The following is a 15,921-nucleotide window of genomic DNA, read 5'->3' as shown; positions in this document are numbered from 1 at the left end:
AACCTTCGGGTGAGCAGAAGTTTCCTCGCCCCAAGCAACTCCACGATTGCCCCGCGCGCGCTGCAGCGCTTAAGGCCAAATACGATGGACGCAGCACCCCACCCCCTCCGAATCCCACAGTTCCGCGCTTATTGGGCGGCGCGCTTTTCGATGACGATCGCGCAGAACGCGATGATCATCGTCATCGGCTGGCAAACCTATACCATCGCCCGCACGACGATGTCCCCCGCCGGTGCCGCCGCACAGCTCGGGCTGATCGGGCTGCTGCAGTTCATTCCCCTGTTCGTGACAACACCGATCACCGGCTGGGTCGCCGACCGATTCGACCGGCGCTGGATCACACGCTGCACGGTGACGCTGCAGGCACTGTGCGCGCTGACGCTGGCGCTCGTTACGTATACCGAGGGTATGACGCTGCCGGTGCTGTTCTCGATTGCGGTGTTGCTCGGCGTCGGGCGAGCTTTTGCCGGACCGGCGTTCGGAGCACTGGCTCCCAACCTGGTGCCGCGCGCAGTGCTGCCGACGGCGATCGCGCTGAGCTCGATCTCGTGGCAGATCGGCACGATCATCGGACCGGCGATCGGCGGCTTCGCGTATGCTGCCGCCCCCTGGGGGGCGTATGCGGTGGCGACCGCGCTGTTCCTGACCGCGCTGCTCGCGCTGTTCACGATCGGCCCCGTGCCGCGCTCGATCACGCCAAGCAAGGCGCACCCGATTCGCCAGATCATCGATGGCCTGGCCTATGTCGGCCAGAACAAGCTCGTGCTGGGGGCGATCACGCTCGATCTGTTCGCCGTGTTTCTGGCCGGGACCAGCGCCTTGCTGCCCATCTACGCGCACGACATCCTGAAGGTCGGGCCGCAAGGGCTGAGCCTGCTCGCCTCCGCCCCCGCCGCCGGCGCGTCGGTGGTCGCCTTGTTCTTCTCGTTCCGCCCGATCAAGACCAATGTCGGCCCCAAAATGCTGGGCGCGGTGCTGGTTTACGGCACGGCAACCGTGGTGTTCGGCCTGTCGCAGATCATGGCGCTGAGCCTTATCGCGCTGGCGGTCGCGGGGGCAGCCGACATGTTCTCGGTCTATATCCGCCAGTCGCTGATCACGCTGCACACCCCCGACGACAAGCGCGGTCGCGTGGGCGCGGTGTCGCAGCTCACCATTTCGGCGTCGAACGAGCTGGGCGAAGCCGAATCGGGCTTCCTCGCCTCCGCGCTCGGGCCGGTCGGCGCGGTGCTGGTCGGCGGCGGTGGTGCGATTGTAGTCACGATCCTGTGGACCTATCTTTTCCCCAGCATCCGTAACGCCAAGACTTTCGACCCGCCCAAAAGCCCGCAAGATTCCCGCGATCTCGAACTGGAGGCCACGCCATGAAAGCCAACACCATCCTGGACACGATCGGCAACACGCCGCACATCCGCGTCCAGAAGCTGTTCCCGGGCACCGAAGTGTGGATCAAGTCCGAACGCTCCAATCCGGGCGGGTCGATCAAGGACCGCATCGCGCTCGCCATGATCGAGGCAGCGGAAAAGGACGGCCATCTGAAGCCCGGCGGCACGATCATCGAGCCGACTTCGGGCAATACCGGCGTCGGCCTGGCGATGGTCGCGGCGGTCAAGGGCTATAAGCTCGTGCTGGTCATGCCCGAGAGCATGAGCCTCGAACGCCGCCGCCTGATGCTGGCTTACGGCGCGACCTTTGATCTGACCCCGCGCGAAAAGGGCATGAAGGGCGCGATCGAGCGTGCCCTCGAACTCGTCGACCAGACGCCGGGTGCCTGGATGCCGCAGCAATTCGAAAACCCTGCCAATATCGACATCCACACCCGCACCACCGCGATCGAAATCCTCAACGACTTCCGCGATACCCCGATCGACGTCATCATCACCGGCGTCGGCACTGGCGGCCACATCACCGGCGTGGCCGAGCGGTTGAAGCAGGAATGGCCGAATCTGAAGGTCTATGCGGTCGAGCCCGCAGCCTCGCCCGTCATCTCGGGCGGTACGCCCGGGCCGCATCCGATTCAGGGCATCGGCGCGGGCTTCGTCCCCGCCAACCTCCACACACAATCGATCGACGGTGCGATCAAGGTCGAGGCCGCCGACGCCAAGGCGATGGCGCGTCGCTCCGCCGCCGAGGAAGGAATCCTGGTCGGGATCAGCTCGGGTGCAACGCTCGCCGCGATCGCGCAGAAACTGCCCGAGCTTCCCGCAGGCTCACGCGTGCTCGGCTTCAACTACGACACGGGCGAACGCTATCTGTCGGTTCCCGACTTCCTGCCCGAAGGTTGATGTCGCAGTAACCCTTTTTCTGCGGTATAAGGCGTTCCGACGGGCGGGGGTCCGTCGGGGGCCAGTCATGCGTAAAATAATGATTTTCGTCAGCGTGCTGCTGGCGTTGTTCCAGATGTATTCGATGGTGGCTACGGGCGGCAGGGACAAAGCACCAACGGCAGCGAGCGTTGTCGCCGTAGCCCCGCGGGCGGTATTGGCCGCTGCCAGCGCCCCCAATGCCCCACAAATGGCACCAATCGTAGCCTCCGCATCCCCTCCCCAAAGCTGTTACCGCCAATATCAGACGAAGTTCCAGCAATGCCGCGCAGCCGACGAAGCCTGCCACCTCAATGCCGCGGACCAATGGGATCTGTGCGAGGCAACGGGCCTTTGGCCCAAATAACAGCTAAACCGAGCTGTATGGGATCGAATCCGGGCGCGCGCGGTGGCGTCCGGAATCGGGACATAGTGCGCCGTCGCGCGACGGCGTTTCAGTTTCCCTGCAGACTAGGCTAAAGCCGCCCGCAATCGTCGGAAAGGAGCTGGTCCTGTCCGACGTCCTCCGTAACAAAGCTGCTTTTGACCTCCATGCTCCCTCCCTTGCGCCCTGGCCATATGCTGCGCGCGATCGTGCTGCTGATCGCCGCAATGGCGATCCTGATACCCGCACTGATCGTGCATTTTGCCCCGCCGGTCGTCCGGCACCTCGTTGCACACCCCCTGCCGACGCGCGTGGTGCCGCAAGCCGAGGTGCCGCCCGTCGAGCCCGTCGCCTTCGAGGATCTCGATCCCGACGAAGCGCGCGCGTTCAACGCCAGCGTCCCGTTCGTCGAAGGCCCCAACCCGGCGGCCCGCCCCTTCCGTTTGCCCGGCGACGCCCCCCAGCAAGCCCGTGCGATCGACTGTATGGCTGCGGCAGTCCTGTATGAGGCCGGGGACGATCCGGTCGGGCAGCGTGCGGTGGCACAGGTCGTCATCAACCGCGTTCGCCACCCCGCCTTTCCCAAGACGATCTGCGGCGTGGTGTTCCAGGGGTCAGAACGACCGACCGGTTGCCAATTCACCTTCACCTGCGACGGAGCGTTGGTGCGACACCATTGGGCAGATGCCCAATGGGCACGTGCGCGATCGGTCGCAATGGCGGCGCTGAACGGTGCCGTGTTCAGGCCGGTCGGCCATGCCACGCATTACCACACGAACTGGGTCGTGCCGTATTGGCAGTCGAGCCTGGACAAGATTGCTGCGGTCAACACGCACCTGTTTTTCCGCTGGACCGGCTGGTGGGGCACGCCACCTGCGTTCAATCGCCATGTTTCGGCCGACGAGCCCATCATCGCCGCGCTCGCCGCCTATTCCGAAGCGCATCGCGGCATCGACACCGTCGTCGCGCCGGAGGGGGGCGTGGCGGTTGACGCAGCCGCAGCCGCCGCCCCACTCCCCCGCTCTTTGCCGGGGGATGCAAACAGCTTCCTGCTGACGCTAGACCCCGCCACGCTGTCGCCCGATGGCTTTGCACAGCTTGCGGCGCGCGCATGCGCAGATCGCCCTTATTGCAAGGTGATGGGCTGGACCGACCCGACCAAGACTCCAACGGCGCTGCCGCTGCAACCCGCGCAAATTGCCGCAATGTCGTTCAGCTACCTGCGCGATCAAGCCCATGGCTATGACAAGGCGTTGTGGAATTGCCGGGAGTTTCGGCGGTCTTTGCCCGCGCAGTGCATGAAGGCGCAAACCTTCCTGACCGCCGTCGCTGTCGTCCCGGAAAATGAGGCCCCGGCGGCCGTCGCCGCGGGCGCGCAAACGGCAGCCGCGCGCAGCTCGGTTCCGGCACTCCCCGATGGCCTTGCAGGCGTGCGCCGCAAGGTGGAAACGCCTGCGGCAAAATCATCGCCGCCAACCAAAACGCCGCCGCCAGTTGCGACGGGAGGTAGCGAAGCGCGCTAACGCGTCGCCGGGCCGATGACATTCACCGGTGCCCCCCGGCACGGTGGAGGGGCGCGCGATGCGCCCCCCTTCCTTTACGCGGCCTCGAACATCTCCGGCGGCAGCGCCATCAATGCTTCCGCGCCCGCCTCGATCTTGCGGCGCAGCGCACCCGCCTCGGGCATGATCCGCTCGGCGAAGTAGCGCGCGGTCACCAGCTTGGCATCGAGGAAGGCTGCATCGCCCTCGCCCGCGGCCTTCAGCTTGGTCGCCGCCGTCACCATCCGCAGCCACATCAGGCCAAGCGCGACGATGCCCATCAGGTGCATGTAGCTGTGCGCCCCGGCTCCGACATTGTCGGGGTTCTTCATGCCGTTCTGGAGGAACCACAGCGTTGCCTGCTGCAACTCGCCATTGGCCTTTTCCAGACGCGCCGCAAAATCGGCGGTTGCTGGATCTGCCTTGCCCGCCGCTACTTCATCCGTGACGACCTTGAACAACGCCTGCACCGCACGGCCGCCATTCTGGGCGAGCTTGCGGCCGACCAGGTCCATCGCCTGCACGCCGTTGGTGCCTTCATAGATCATCGCGATGCGCGCATCGCGGACATATTGCTCCATGCCCCATTCGGCGATGTAGCCATGGCCGCCATAAACTTGCTGCGCATTGGTCGCGATGTCATAGCCCTTGTCGGTGCCATAGCCCTTGATCACCGGGGTCAGCAGCCCGACCAGATCGGCGGCGAGTTGCTTTTCCTCGTCCGTAGCGGCGGCATGTTCCAGATCGACTTGCAGCGCCGCCCACAGGCACAAAGCGCGCAAGCCCTCGGTCAGCGCCTTGGCTTCCATCAGCATCCGGCGGATGTCGGGATGGACGAACAGCGGATCGGCTTTCTCGCTGGGTTCCTTCGGGCCGGTCAGCGCGCGACCCTGACGACGATCCTGGGCATATTGCACCGCGTTCTGATACGCGACTTCGGCCACGGCCAGGCCCTGCAGACCGACGCCGAGGCGTGCCGCGTTCATCATGATGAACATCGCGGCCAGGCCCTTCATCTCCTCGCCGACCAGCCAGCCGATCGCGCCGTCATAGTTCATCACGCACGTCGAATTGGCGTGGATGCCCATCTTGTGCTCGATCGAGCCGCAGGTGACGGCGTTGCGCGCGCCGAGGCTGCCATCGTCCTCGACCATGAACTTGGGCACCACGAACAGCGAAATGCCCTTCGAGCTTTCCGGCGCGCCCGGCGTCTTGGCCAGCACGAGATGGATGATGTTCTCGGTCAGGTCATGCTCGCCCGACGAGATGAAGATCTTGGTGCCAGTAATGGCGTAGGAACCATCGCCCTGCGGCTCGGCGCGGGTGCGGATCAGGCCGAGGTCAGTGCCGCACTGCGGCTCGGTCAGGTTCATCGTGCCGCCCCATTTGCCGCTGACCATGTTGGGGACGTACTTAGCCTTCTGCTCGTCCGAGCCCTTGACCAGCAACGCCGCGATCGCACCGTGCGTCAGCCCGGGATACATGGCGAATGCCATGTTGGAGGAGATCATGAATTCCTGAAACGCGGTCGAAACGACGTGCGGCATCGCCTGCCCGCCAAACTCCTCCGGCGCGCTGAGCGTGCCCCAGCCCGATTCGACGAACGCGTCATAGGCTTCCTTGAAACCCTTGGGCGTGGTGACCGATCCGTCGTCATGGCGGGTGCAGCCTTCCTGATCGCCCGAATGATTGAGCGGGAACAGCACCTCCGCGACGAACTTGCCGCCCTCGTCCAGCACGGCATCGACCACATCGGGCGTTGCATTCTGGAAGCCGGGCAGATCGGCATAAGCCGGAAGGCCGACCACATGATCGAGCACGAAGCGAACATCGCGAGCGGGGGGCGTATATTTCGGCATGGGGTTCAGTCCTTCAGGCGGCCTTGTGCGCCATTGGTTTCAAGCAAGGTGACGAAGTCGGCAAGTTCGGTAATCGCCGCATCGATATCGTGTTTTTGCGACTGGAGCAGCGCCATGCGCTCCCGACACCGCGCGATGGTGGTTGCCTTCTGCACCTGGCGACCATCGCCAATGTCGTACAGGTCGATCATTTCGCGAATCTCGCCGAGACTGAAGCCAACGCGCTTGCCCCGCAAAATCCAGGCAAGCCGCGCGCGATCGCGCTGCGAGTAGATGCGCGAGGTGCCGCGCCGCTCGGGCGCGATCAGCCCCTCGTCCTCGTAAAAGCGCAACGCCCGTGCGGTTACGCCGAATTCGGCCGACAAATCGGAAATGGAAAAGTGATCGCGCGTCGGGTGGCGATCGATCACGGCATAGGCTGGACCGCTAGGCATGAGCGACAAATAGTTTACCCTTACGTGAACGTCAAGCTCAACCGCCGCCAGCGCAAAGCAACCGGCCCCGGCTATCGCGCAAGGTCGATGCCTCCGAGATCGACTCGCTGAGCCGTGCCACATCCAGTGCGGCGATCGACGCGCGATGGATGCAGACCTTTTGGCATCCATCGGGCACGCGCGGCGGAAAGACGATCCGGTCCCCCTCGAAACGGGCATCGAAGCTGCAGGCCGAATCGCCGCCTTCCCCGCCGCGATCCAAGGTGATGTGCAGCGTTTCCCCGACTCGAGTCACGGTGCCAGACCCGCCGCAATTCTGCTGTTCGTCATAATCGACAAACACGCCGATGCGGTACGCCGTTGCGCTCGGCACGATGCAAACGCGGTCGCTTTCGCGCGCATACAGACCCGTAATGTCGGTGCTGGCGGGGTCGGGGATGACGCCCGCCTGGATGGCAGCGGCCTCCAGCCCGACCGGGGTCGGCGTGGCCGCAGGCTTGGGCTCAGCGCGGTGACACCCGGCCAGAACGAGGACCAGCAGCAGCGCGGCCCGCTTCACGCGGCCGACACCAACCGATCGCCGTCGATTCGACGATAGAAGCAGCTCCGCTCGCCCGTGTGGCAAGCCGGGCCCGCGGGGTCGACGATCAGCCACACGGCATCCTGATCGCAATCGATGCGAATGTCGGCCACGCGCAATACATGGCCCGACGTCTCGCCCTTCTTCCACAGCGCGGAGCGGCTGCGCGACCAGAAATGCGCCTCGCCGCTTTCGACCGTCAACCGCAGCGCCTCGGCATTCATATGGGCGAGCATCAGCACATCGCCCGACACGCGGTCGGTCGCGACCGCCGTGATCAAGCCAGCGGAATCATATTTGGGGTCCAGCACCAGGCCGGTTTCGCGAAGGTCTGCCATGCCGCAGGTCTAGCGCCCGCAGCCGCCCCCGTCATCCTTCCGCTGTCATTCGGCGCGAATCGCCTTGATCAGTTCGGCTTTGGTCATGCGCGAGCGCCCGACAACGCCGATCTCCCGCGCCTCCTCCAGCAGGTCGCTCTTGGTGCGCTGGTCCAGCGTCCCGCCGCGATGGCGGAGTGTGCCCGCCGCTTTGGCGTTGGCGATTCGCGCCGCCTTCTGCTCAGAGGCCCCCTGTTTGCGCAGCGCTTCGTAGAGTTCGTCGTCCTTCACGCTGGGTCCGTGATCCTTCGCCATGCTCAATCTCCCGCGACCGATAACAAACTTTCCCGCAAAGCCGCCGAAACGAACAATGCGACCAATCGCTCCCCATCATGTGACAAAAGCGCGACAAACCGAATGGCGCTCCCTATATGCCGCCTCGAAGCTCTACCCTCCCCCAAAGGGCCCCCATGCTGACAACCAATCCGTTCGACGTCTCCCAAGATGGAGACACGCTGCATGAAGAGTGCGGCATTTTCGGTATCTCTGGCGCAGCCGATGCGGCGCGCCTGGTCGCACTGGGGCTGCACGCGCTCCAGCATCGCGGCCAGGAAGCGGCCGGCATCACCAGCTTTGACGGCACCGAATTCCACACCCACCGCGCGATGGGCCATGTCGCGGGCAATTTCGACCGCGAAGAGGTGATGGTCCCGCTGCGCGGCAGCGTCGCCTGCGGGCATGTGCGCTATTCGACCACTGGCGAAACCGCGCTGCGCAACGTCCAGCCGCTCTATGCCGATCTCGCCTCGGGCGGCTTCGCGATCGCGCATAACGGCAATATTTCCAACGCGATGCGGCTGCGGCGCGATCTCGTGCGGCGCGGTTCGATCTTCCAGTCGACCAGCGACACCGAGACGATCATTCACCTCGTCGCCACTTCCAATTACCGTACGGTCGTCGACAAGTTCATCGACGCGCTGAAGCGCGTCGAGGGGGCCTATTCGCTGATCGTGATGACGCCCGAGGGCATGATCGCCTGCCGCGATCCGCTCGGCATCCGCCCGCTGGTGATGGGCAAGATCGAACAATCGGACGGCAGCGAGGCGGTAATCTTCGCTTCCGAAACGGTTGCGCTCGACGTGGTCGGTGCGACCTTCGTCCGCTCGATCGAGCCAGGCGAGCTGGTGATGGTGAAAGGCAGCGAGATCACCTCGCACAGCCCGTTCGCACCTGTAGCCCCGCGCCCATGCATCTTCGAATTCGTCTATTTTTCGCGCCCCGATTCGATCTCGGAGGACCGCAGCGTCTACACCGTGCGCAAGGCGATCGGCGCGCAGCTCGCGATCGAAAGCCCGGTCGAGGCGGATTTGGTGATCCCGGTTCCCGATTCGGGGACCCCGGCGGCGCTGGGTTATGCGCAGGAATCGGGCATTCCGTTCGAGCTTGGCATCATCCGCTCGCATTATGTCGGCCGCACCTTCATCCAGCCGGGCGACAAGGTCCGCCACTTGGGCGTGAAGCTGAAGCACAACGCCAATCGCGCGCTGATCAAGGGCAAGCGGGTCGTGCTGATCGACGATTCGATCGTGCGCGGCACCACCAGCCTCAAGATCGTCGAGATGATGCGGGAAGCCGGTGCCGCCGAAGTGCATATGCGCATCGCCAGCCCGCCGACGCGGCATTCGTGCTTCTACGGCGTCGACACGCCCGAGCGTGCCAAGCTGCTCGCCGCGACCAAGAATCTCGAAGAGATGGCGACCTATATCAAGGCCGACAGTCTTGCCTTCATCTCGATTGACGGGCTCTACAAGGCGCTCGGCGAACCCCAGCGCAACGCGATCCGCCCGAGCCATTGCGATGCCTGCTTCACCGGCGATTATCCGACCACGCTGACCGACCAGGACGATGTTTCCTCGGTCGACCAGTTCGCGTTGCTGGCGGAACGGATGATCTGATCTTTACCGTTCGGACTGAGCTTGTCGAAGCACCGCCCTTTCTTCTAACGATTCAGAAAGTGCCGCCCTTAGACAAGCTCAGGGCGAACGGGAGTTAGTACATGACCGACAAGCCCCTCGCCAACCAGATCGCGCTCGTTACCGGTGCCAGTCGCGGTATCGGGGCGGCGACCGCCCAGGCTTTGGCGGCGGCGGGTGCGCATGTCGTGCTGACCGCACGCACCGCTGCGGGGCTGGAAGCGGTCGAAAGCGCGATCTTCGATGCCGGCGGGTCCGCGACAATCGCACCGCTCAACTTGACCGAGACCGACAGCATTGCCCGCCTGGGCGCGGCGATCGGAGAGCGCTGGCCTGCGCTCGACATCATGGTGCTTAACGCCGCGATGCTGGGGCAATTGTCTGCCGTGCCCGCGATCGACGTGAAGGAAATGGCGCAAGTCCTGACGCTCAACATCAGCGCACAGGCAGCGTTGATCGCGGCGTTCGACCCGATGCTGCGCAAGTCCAAACGCGCGCGGGTGATTGGCCTCACCTCCAGCGTGGCGCGCAAGCCGCGCGCCTATTGGGGGCTGTACGGGGCATCCAAGGCGGCGTTCGAAACGCTGCTCGCTTCCTATGGCGACGAAATGGAGCGGATCAGCAATGTCCGCACCGCAATCCTCGATCCCGGCGCGACGCGGACGGCGATGCGGCACAAGGCCTATCCCGGCGAAGACCCGAAATCGGTCAAGGAGCCAGCGGTGGTGGCCGACCGCATCGTCGCGCTGTTGACCGAGGATTTCGCGACCGGGCATTTCGAGCGGATCGGCTAAGCGCCCTTGACCAGCGTCACCTGTGCGACATCAATCCCGCCGCCGCGAAAGCCACCTTCGCAGTACATCAGATAATAGCGCCATAAGTCGATGAATTTTTGATCGAATTTCTTCGGCAAGCGACCGGAAGCGACCGCCGCGTCAAAACGATCGCGCCAGCGGCGCAGCGTCTCGGCATAATGTAGCCCGAAGCCGTGCCGGTCGCGCCACTCGAGCCCGTTCTGCTCCGCGAGCGCGCGAAACCGGCTTTCCGACAACAGCATTCCGCCCGGAAAGACGAAGCGCTGTATAAAATCGACGTTCGCCGCATAGGCCTCGAAGATCGCGTCATCGATCGCGATATATTGAATCGCCGCGCGCGCGCCGGGCTTCAGCGCCCGTGAGATCGCCGCGAGATAGGTGCCCCAATATTCCTGCCCGACCGCCTCGACCATTTCGATGCTGGCGACGCCATCGTACTGCCCTGTCACGTCGCGATAATCGGTAAGCGACACGGTGACGCCCGTCAGCCCGGCGGTTGCGATCCGCGCGTTGACCGCACGCTCCTGCTCCGCCGACAGCGTGATCGCGTCCACCGCCAGCCCGCGTCGCGCAGCAGCCTCGGCAAAGCCGCCCCAGCCGCAGCCGATCTCCAGCACGCGCGCGCCCGGTGGCAGCGCCAAGCGATCGAGGACCGCCTCGTTCTTGCGCGCCTGCGCCGCTTCCAGCGACTCCTCGGTCATGACCGGTTCGGCAAACAGCGCCGACGAGTAAGTCAGGCTGGGGTCGAGCCACAGCCGGTAGAAACCGTTGCCCAAATCATAGTGAAACTCGATATTTCGCTTAGAACCGGAGCGAGAATTACGTCGCAAGCCATTACGCCAATGACGTAAAAGCCGCATCGCGCCCTGCGCGCGCCCGGCCCCGCCAAGGGTGCGTCGGTTGCGCATGAACAGTTCGAACAACACCGTCGGGTCTGGACTGCGCCATTCGCCCTTCGACCAGGCGACGTACCAGCCTGCCGAGCCGCCGGTCACCAAGCGGCCCAGCGCGCGCCAGCGCACCAGATCAACCACGGCGTCAGGCCCCGGCGCTCGCCCGCCAAGCCTGCGCGTGCGCGTGCCGGGAAGGGTTGCCGTCAACGATCCTTCCGCCAAGCCGGCATCAATCCGGTCGAGCAAGCGGTCGAACAGAGTCGCGAGAAGGCTGGTCATCGCGGCTTCCCTCGCACCCTCAGGGCGCGCTCGCAAGCGGTTCAATGCGCCTGTTTTACTGCTGCCAGCGCCCGTTCGCGCGCCGCGCGGTGGCCGATGATCTTGGGCGGATAGGCAGCGGGCCGACATCCGGCTTCTTCGGGGTCGTGGATCGCGTCGCCGCGCACCTGCGCCAGTTCTGGCACCCACTGGCGAATATAGTCCCCGGCCTCGAATTTGGGCGATTGCACGAGGGGTGCCATGATGCGGACGAACATGTTCGCGTCGATCCCCGTCCCGGCGGTCCACTGCCAGTTGACCGCGTTGGACCCGTAATCGGCATCGACCAAGCAATCCCAGAACCAGCGCTCGCCCTCGCGCCAGTCGATCAGCAGATGCTTGATCAGAAAGCTGGCGGTAATCATGCGCACGCGATTGTGCATCCAGCCCGTAGCCCAGAGCTGTCGCATACCGGCGTCGACGATCGGATAGCCGGTGCGCCCCTGCTGCCATGCCTTCAGATCGGCGGCAGCGGCGGCTCCCGTGCGCCATGGCAACGTGTCGAGTGTCGGACGCCCGTTCCGGCTGCCATAGTCCGGGAATTGCAGGATCACATTTTGCGCATAATCGCGCCAGCCAAGCTCGCTGAAGAAGGTATCGACCGATCCGCCAGCTGCGGCCACCGCGTGCCACACTTGGGCTGCCGAGAGTTCGCCGAAATGCAGATGCGGCGACAGGCGCGAGCTGCCTTCGATCGACGGCAGATTGCGGGTTTCGTCATAAGTGGCGGCATGGCGTTTGAAGGCGTTCAGTTTGTGCCACGCCCCCGCTTCGCCCGGGGTCCAATCCGCTGCGAAGCCGGTCGCCCAATCCGGTTTGATCGGCAGCAAGCCCCACTCGTCGAGCCGCTCGCTGCGCGGCCAGTGCGCGGGCGCGGGAATCCTCGACGGTTTGGGCAGCGGCGCGGGCGGCGGCATCTGCTGCTGCAGCGCGCGCCAGAACGGGGTGTAGATCTTATACTGCCCGCCGCTGCCGGTGGCGATCGATCCCGGCGGCGCGAGATAGTTGCCGTCATGGCAGACGAGGTCGAGCCGCTTCGCCACCGCGCGTTCGGCATTGCGCCACCACGGCTCGAAGTGGCGGATGCAATGCACGCGGCTTGCCCCGGTTTCGGCGGCGAGTTCGGCCAGCGCGGTCTCGCATTTCCCGCGCCTCAGGATCAGCCGTGACCCCGCCGCACGCAGATCGGTATCGAGGCAGGCAAGGCTGTGGTGCAGCCACCAGCGCGATGCACCGCCCATGGCATAGTGTTTGGGAGTCTCTTCATCGAGGACGTACACTGGGATGACCGCCCCCTCCCCGATCGCAGCGGCAAGCGCGGGCTGGTCGGCAAGGCGCAAGTCACGGCGCAGCCAGAGGAGGGTTGGAACGCTGGTCAAGGCTTGGGCAACGTGCGGTGGAAATTACGCGCACAAAGCCACAAAGACACAAAGGATTCCCTCACTGGAACGGGCTTGCGAGATTGGTGATCGCTCAACCCACGTCCTTCTTTGCGCCTTTATGCGAGTTTCCTTACTCCGCCCGCGGCTCTTTCTCCACCTGCCAGGTCTGGCCCTGGCTCAGCAGATGCTGGAGGTTGGGCGTCTTGCCCTTGGCGGCTTCGATATTCTGCGTGACGACCGCGCTTTCGAAGGTCGGGGCGGGATCGTCGAACAGCACGCCCAAAGCCATCGGGAAAGTGCCGAACGGCATTTCCACCAGCATGTGCGCCAACCCGCGATTGGTCTGGTCATGGACAATCACGCCCGCCGCCTGCCAATCGCCATCGACCACGTCGACGACCTTGAGCACCAGCCGTTCGCGATCCATCGTCAGGCCCTTGGTGCCGCCGTCGAACAGCAACGGCTTGCCGTGCTCGACCCACATCTGGCTGCCCGCCGCATTCTTCTTCTCGGTGAAGGGCGCGAACACGTCGTCATTGTAGACGATGCAGTTCTGGAAGATTTCGACGAACCCCGTGCCCTTATGAGCGTAGGCCGCCTTGAGCACGCCAACGAGATTCTTGTGAACGTCGATCGCGCGCGCGATGAAGCGCCCGCCCGCGCCCAGCGCAAAGGCACACGGGTTGGCCGGGCGGTCGACCGAGCCGAACGGCGTCGATGGCGTGCGCGTGCCGACGCGCGACGTCGGCGAATATTGCCCCTTGGTCAGACCGTAAATCTCGTTGTTGAACAGCAGCACCTGGCAATCGAGATTGCGGCGAATGAGGTGCATCGTGTGGTTGCCGCCGATCGACAGCGCATCGCCGTCGCCGGTGATGATCCACACGTCGAGATCGGGATTGGCGAGCTTCACGCCCGTCGCCACCGCCGGCGCACGGCCGTGGATGGTGTGGAAGCCGTAGGTTTCCATATAATAAGGGAAGCGCGACGAGCAGCCGATGCCGCTGACGAACACGGTGTTTTCGGGCCGTGCGCCAATCTCGGGCATGGTGCGTTGCACCGCCTTCAGAATCGCATAGTCACCGCAACCGGGGCACCAACGCACCTCCTGGTCGGTTTCCCAATCCTTGGGGGTGGACTTGGCGATGGGGGTCATGTCGTTCATCGGAGAAGACCTGAATGTTGGAAGCGGATTATGACAGGGCGGCCAAGGCGGCGTCGATCGCTGCCTCGATTTCGGAGATCAGGAAGGGCTGACCGGACACTTTGTTGAGCGGCTTGGCGTCGACCAGGAACTGGTCGCGCAGCACCGTCTTGAGCTGGCCGGTGTTCATTTCCGGAACCACGATCCGCTCATAACCCTTTAGCAAAGCACCCAGATTGGCAGGCATCGGCCAGATGTGGCGGATATGGATGTGGGCGACATCCAAACCCCTGGCGCGGGCGCGGCGCACCGCCTGGTGGATCGGTCCGAAGGTCGAGCCCCAGCCGACGATCGCCAGCTTGCCCGAGGTTTCGCCCAGTTCCACGATCTGGTCCGGCACCGCGATATTGGCAACCTTGTCGCGGCGGATTTCGGTCATCTTCTGGTGGTTTTCGGCACCATAATCGAGGTTGCCGGTGCCGACCGCTTTCTCGATCCCGCCGATGCGGTGGAGCAAGCCGGGCGTGCCGGGCTTCACCCACGGACGCTTCAATTTCTCATCGCGGCCATAGGGCAGGAATTTCCACTCGTCCGGATTTTCCGACGCGAGCTTGTCCTGCATTTCCTGCTTGCCGGCAAACTCGACCGGGAACGGGGCATAGCTGCTCATGTCCGGCACCAGCCACGGCTCCGCAGCATTGGCGATATAGCCGTCGGTCAACAGCATCACCGGCGTCATATACTGCACCGCGATGCGCACCGCCTCGATCGCGCAATCGAAGCAATCGGCGGCGGACCGCGCGGCGATCACCGGCATCGGCGCATCACCGTTGCGGCCATAGACCGCCTGATAAAGATCGGATTGTTCGGTCTTGGTCGGCAGCCCGGTCGAAGGCCCGCCGCGCTGCGAATTGACGATGACGAGGGGCAGCTCGGTCATGATCGCCAGCCCCATCGCCTCGCCCTTCAGCGCAATGCCCGGGCCCGACGACGAGGTGACGCCAAGCTGCCCGGCATAGGATGCACCGATCGCCGAGGCGATTGCGGCGATCTCATCCTCGGCCTGGAAGGTGGTGACGCCATATTCCTTCAGGCGCGACAGGAAGTGCAGGATCGCCGAGGCGGGCGTGATCGGATAGCCGCCGAAGAACATCGGCACGCCAGCCAATTGCACGCCAGCGACCAGCCCCATCGAAATCGACTCGGCACCGGTCACAGTGCGGTAGAGACCGGGCTCGGCTGGGGCGACACCGATATGCTGCTGCTTCATCGGCCCGGAAAGCTCGGCAGTTTCGCCATAAGCATGGCCAGCGTTCAGCGCGGCGATATTGGCCTCGGCCAACACCGGGGCTTTGGCGAATTTCGACTTGAGCCAGTCGATGATCGGCTGCCGGTCGCGATCGAACATCCAGAGCGCCAGACCCAGCGTCCACATGTTCTTGCAGCGCAGCGCTTCCTTATTGCCGAGGCCGAAGGGCTTCACCGCATCGAGCGTCAATTGCGAAATGTTGAAGCTCAGCAACTGCCACTTGGCGAGGCTGCCATCGGTCAGCGGGTTGGCGGCATATTTCGCCTTGGCAAGGTTGCGTTCGCCGAATTCGCCTTCATCGGCGATGATCAGGCCGCCCGCCTTCAACTGGCCGACATTCACCTTCAGCGCCGCCGGGTTCATCGCGACGAGTACGTCGGGGGCGTCGCCTGCGGTCTCGATCGCGGTCGAGCCGAAATTGATCTGGAAGGCGGAAACGCCGAACAACGTGCCCTGCGGCGCGCGGATTTCGGCGGGAAAATCGGGAAAGGTCGCCAGATCGTTGCCGGACAGCGCGGTGGACAGCGTGAACTGCCCGCCCGTCAACTGCATCCCATCGCCCGAATCGCCCGCGAAGCGGACGACAACCGACTCGGCGGCGGGGTGGGCGGAGGCTTCTTGGGGGGTTACTTCATGCGCGGCGGTCGCCATTACGTCTGTCCTGCGGG

15 protein-coding genes are annotated in these 15,921 nt (G+C 64.5%); 6 read left to right on the top strand and 9 right to left on the bottom strand.

Annotated features, from left to right (window positions below; translation table 11 throughout):
• Positions 1 to 84: 84 nt before the first annotated feature.
• The 4 genes from ACP7BY_RS17890 (at position 85) to ACP7BY_RS17875 (ending at position 4,211) form a co-directional block, all read left to right on the top strand.
• Entirely contained in the window at positions 85 to 1,368 is a 1,284-nt protein-coding gene (locus ACP7BY_RS17890; protein ID WP_033963317.1) for an MFS transporter, read from the top strand.
• Positions 1,365 to 2,285 carry a cysteine synthase A gene (gene cysK, locus ACP7BY_RS17885; RefSeq protein WP_137903242.1) on the top strand — a complete coding sequence of 307 codons (921 nt, stop codon included), beginning with the start codon at positions 1,365 to 1,367 and terminating at the stop codon, positions 2,283 to 2,285. Before ACP7BY_RS17890 ends, cysK begins: the two co-directional genes overlap by 4 nt.
• A gap of 67 nt (positions 2,286 to 2,352) precedes the next feature.
• Positions 2,353 to 2,670 (top strand): hypothetical protein, encoded by a 318-nt coding sequence (locus ACP7BY_RS17880; protein WP_126849058.1) that lies wholly within the window; start codon positions 2,353 to 2,355, stop codon positions 2,668 to 2,670.
• Between the two features lie 185 nt (positions 2,671 to 2,855).
• Complete coding sequence (locus tag ACP7BY_RS17875; RefSeq protein ID WP_171010605.1) at positions 2,856 to 4,211, top strand: cell wall hydrolase; 1,356 nt, start codon at positions 2,856 to 2,858, stop codon at positions 4,209 to 4,211.
• A 74-nt stretch (positions 4,212 to 4,285) separates the two neighbouring features.
• Here ACP7BY_RS17875 and ACP7BY_RS17870 read toward each other — a convergent pair whose 3' ends face one another.
• Genes ACP7BY_RS17870 through ACP7BY_RS17850 form a run of 5 tightly spaced genes read right to left on the bottom strand, consistent with a single transcriptional unit; the run spans position 4,286 to position 7,734 of the window.
• Positions 4,286 to 6,088, bottom strand: a complete 1,803-nt coding sequence (locus tag ACP7BY_RS17870) for an acyl-CoA dehydrogenase C-terminal domain-containing protein (RefSeq protein ID WP_137903243.1) — start codon at positions 6,086 to 6,088, stop codon at positions 4,286 to 4,288.
• A gap of 5 nt (positions 6,089 to 6,093) precedes the next feature.
• Entirely contained in the window at positions 6,094 to 6,522 is a 429-nt protein-coding gene (locus ACP7BY_RS17865) for a MerR family transcriptional regulator (protein ID WP_010408546.1), read from the bottom strand.
• 37 nt (positions 6,523 to 6,559) lie between these two features.
• Positions 6,560 to 7,081 (bottom strand): hypothetical protein, encoded by a 522-nt coding sequence (locus ACP7BY_RS17860; RefSeq protein WP_126849060.1) that lies wholly within the window; start codon positions 7,079 to 7,081, stop codon positions 6,560 to 6,562.
• Entirely contained in the window at positions 7,078 to 7,440 is a 363-nt protein-coding gene (hisI, locus tag ACP7BY_RS17855; protein ID WP_033963312.1) for a phosphoribosyl-AMP cyclohydrolase, read from the bottom strand. The genes ACP7BY_RS17860 and hisI overlap by 4 nt, the downstream gene beginning before the upstream one ends.
• Positions 7,441 to 7,485: 45 nt before the next feature.
• Entirely contained in the window at positions 7,486 to 7,734 is a 249-nt protein-coding gene (locus tag ACP7BY_RS17850; protein ID WP_033963310.1) for a Rho termination factor N-terminal domain-containing protein, read from the bottom strand.
• A 155-nt stretch (positions 7,735 to 7,889) separates the two neighbouring features.
• On the opposite strand from ACP7BY_RS17850, the gene purF reads away from it, so the two are divergent.
• Positions 7,890 to 9,374, top strand: a complete 1,485-nt coding sequence (purF, locus tag ACP7BY_RS17845; protein ID WP_137903244.1) for an amidophosphoribosyltransferase — start codon at positions 7,890 to 7,892, stop codon at positions 9,372 to 9,374.
• Between the two features lie 101 nt (positions 9,375 to 9,475).
• Entirely contained in the window at positions 9,476 to 10,186 is a 711-nt protein-coding gene (locus ACP7BY_RS17840) for an SDR family NAD(P)-dependent oxidoreductase (protein ID WP_033963309.1), read from the top strand.
• On the opposite strand, the gene ACP7BY_RS17835 is transcribed toward ACP7BY_RS17840, so the two are convergent.
• From ACP7BY_RS17835 to ACP7BY_RS17820, 4 genes are all read right to left on the bottom strand, one after another.
• Positions 10,183 to 11,379: an SAM-dependent methyltransferase gene (locus tag ACP7BY_RS17835; protein WP_033963308.1), complete on the bottom strand. Its 1,197-nt coding sequence runs from the start codon at positions 11,377 to 11,379 to the stop codon at positions 10,183 to 10,185. The genes ACP7BY_RS17840 and ACP7BY_RS17835 overlap by 4 nt on opposite strands.
• Positions 11,380 to 11,420: 41 nt before the next feature.
• Positions 11,421 to 12,797, bottom strand: coding sequence for a cryptochrome/photolyase family protein (locus tag ACP7BY_RS17830; RefSeq protein WP_033963306.1), 1,377 nt, complete (start codon positions 12,795 to 12,797; stop codon positions 11,421 to 11,423).
• A 133-nt stretch (positions 12,798 to 12,930) separates the two neighbouring features.
• Positions 12,931 to 13,965, bottom strand: coding sequence for a 2-oxoacid:ferredoxin oxidoreductase subunit beta (locus ACP7BY_RS17825; RefSeq protein WP_126849066.1), 1,035 nt, complete (start codon positions 13,963 to 13,965; stop codon positions 12,931 to 12,933).
• 28 nt (positions 13,966 to 13,993) lie between these two features.
• Positions 13,994 to 15,904 (bottom strand): 2-oxoacid:acceptor oxidoreductase subunit alpha, encoded by a 1,911-nt coding sequence (locus ACP7BY_RS17820; RefSeq protein ID WP_033963304.1) that lies wholly within the window; start codon positions 15,902 to 15,904, stop codon positions 13,994 to 13,996.
• Positions 15,905 to 15,921: the final 17 nt, after the last annotated feature.

The sequence above is a fragment of the Sphingomonas sp. PSPC2-2 genome, assembly GCF_049897725.1.
Classification (GTDB): Bacteria; Pseudomonadota; Alphaproteobacteria; order Sphingomonadales; family Sphingomonadaceae; genus Sphingomonas.
The sequence above is the reverse complement of the archived record's forward strand: the minus strand, read 5'-3'. Positions and strand labels throughout refer to the sequence as shown.

Coding starts and splice junctions, on each gene's coding strand:
- ACP7BY_RS17820 (WP_033963304.1), bottom strand. CDS start 15,904: ATGGCGACCGCCGCGCATGAAGTAACCCCCCAAGAAGCCTCCGCCCAC.
- ACP7BY_RS17865 (WP_010408546.1), bottom strand. CDS start 6,522: ATGCCTAGCGGTCCAGCCTATGCCGTGATCGATCGCCACCCGACGCGC.
- ACP7BY_RS17835 (WP_033963308.1), bottom strand. CDS start 11,379: ATGACCAGCCTTCTCGCGACTCTGTTCGACCGCTTGCTCGACCGGATT.
- ACP7BY_RS17870 (WP_137903243.1), bottom strand. CDS start 6,088: ATGCCGAAATATACGCCCCCCGCTCGCGATGTTCGCTTCGTGCTCGAT.
- ACP7BY_RS17875 (WP_171010605.1), top strand. CDS start 2,856: ATGCTCCCTCCCTTGCGCCCTGGCCATATGCTGCGCGCGATCGTGCTG.
- ACP7BY_RS17850 (WP_033963310.1), bottom strand. CDS start 7,734: ATGGCGAAGGATCACGGACCCAGCGTGAAGGACGACGAACTCTACGAA.
- hisI (WP_033963312.1), bottom strand. CDS start 7,440: ATGGCAGACCTTCGCGAAACCGGCCTGGTGCTGGACCCCAAATATGAT.
- ACP7BY_RS17825 (WP_126849066.1), bottom strand. CDS start 13,965: ATGAACGACATGACCCCCATCGCCAAGTCCACCCCCAAGGATTGGGAA.
- ACP7BY_RS17890 (WP_033963317.1), top strand. CDS start 85: ATGGACGCAGCACCCCACCCCCTCCGAATCCCACAGTTCCGCGCTTAT.
- purF (WP_137903244.1), top strand. CDS start 7,890: ATGCTGACAACCAATCCGTTCGACGTCTCCCAAGATGGAGACACGCTG.
- cysK (WP_137903242.1), top strand. CDS start 1,365: ATGAAAGCCAACACCATCCTGGACACGATCGGCAACACGCCGCACATC.
- ACP7BY_RS17880 (WP_126849058.1), top strand. CDS start 2,353: ATGCGTAAAATAATGATTTTCGTCAGCGTGCTGCTGGCGTTGTTCCAG.
- ACP7BY_RS17840 (WP_033963309.1), top strand. CDS start 9,476: ATGACCGACAAGCCCCTCGCCAACCAGATCGCGCTCGTTACCGGTGCC.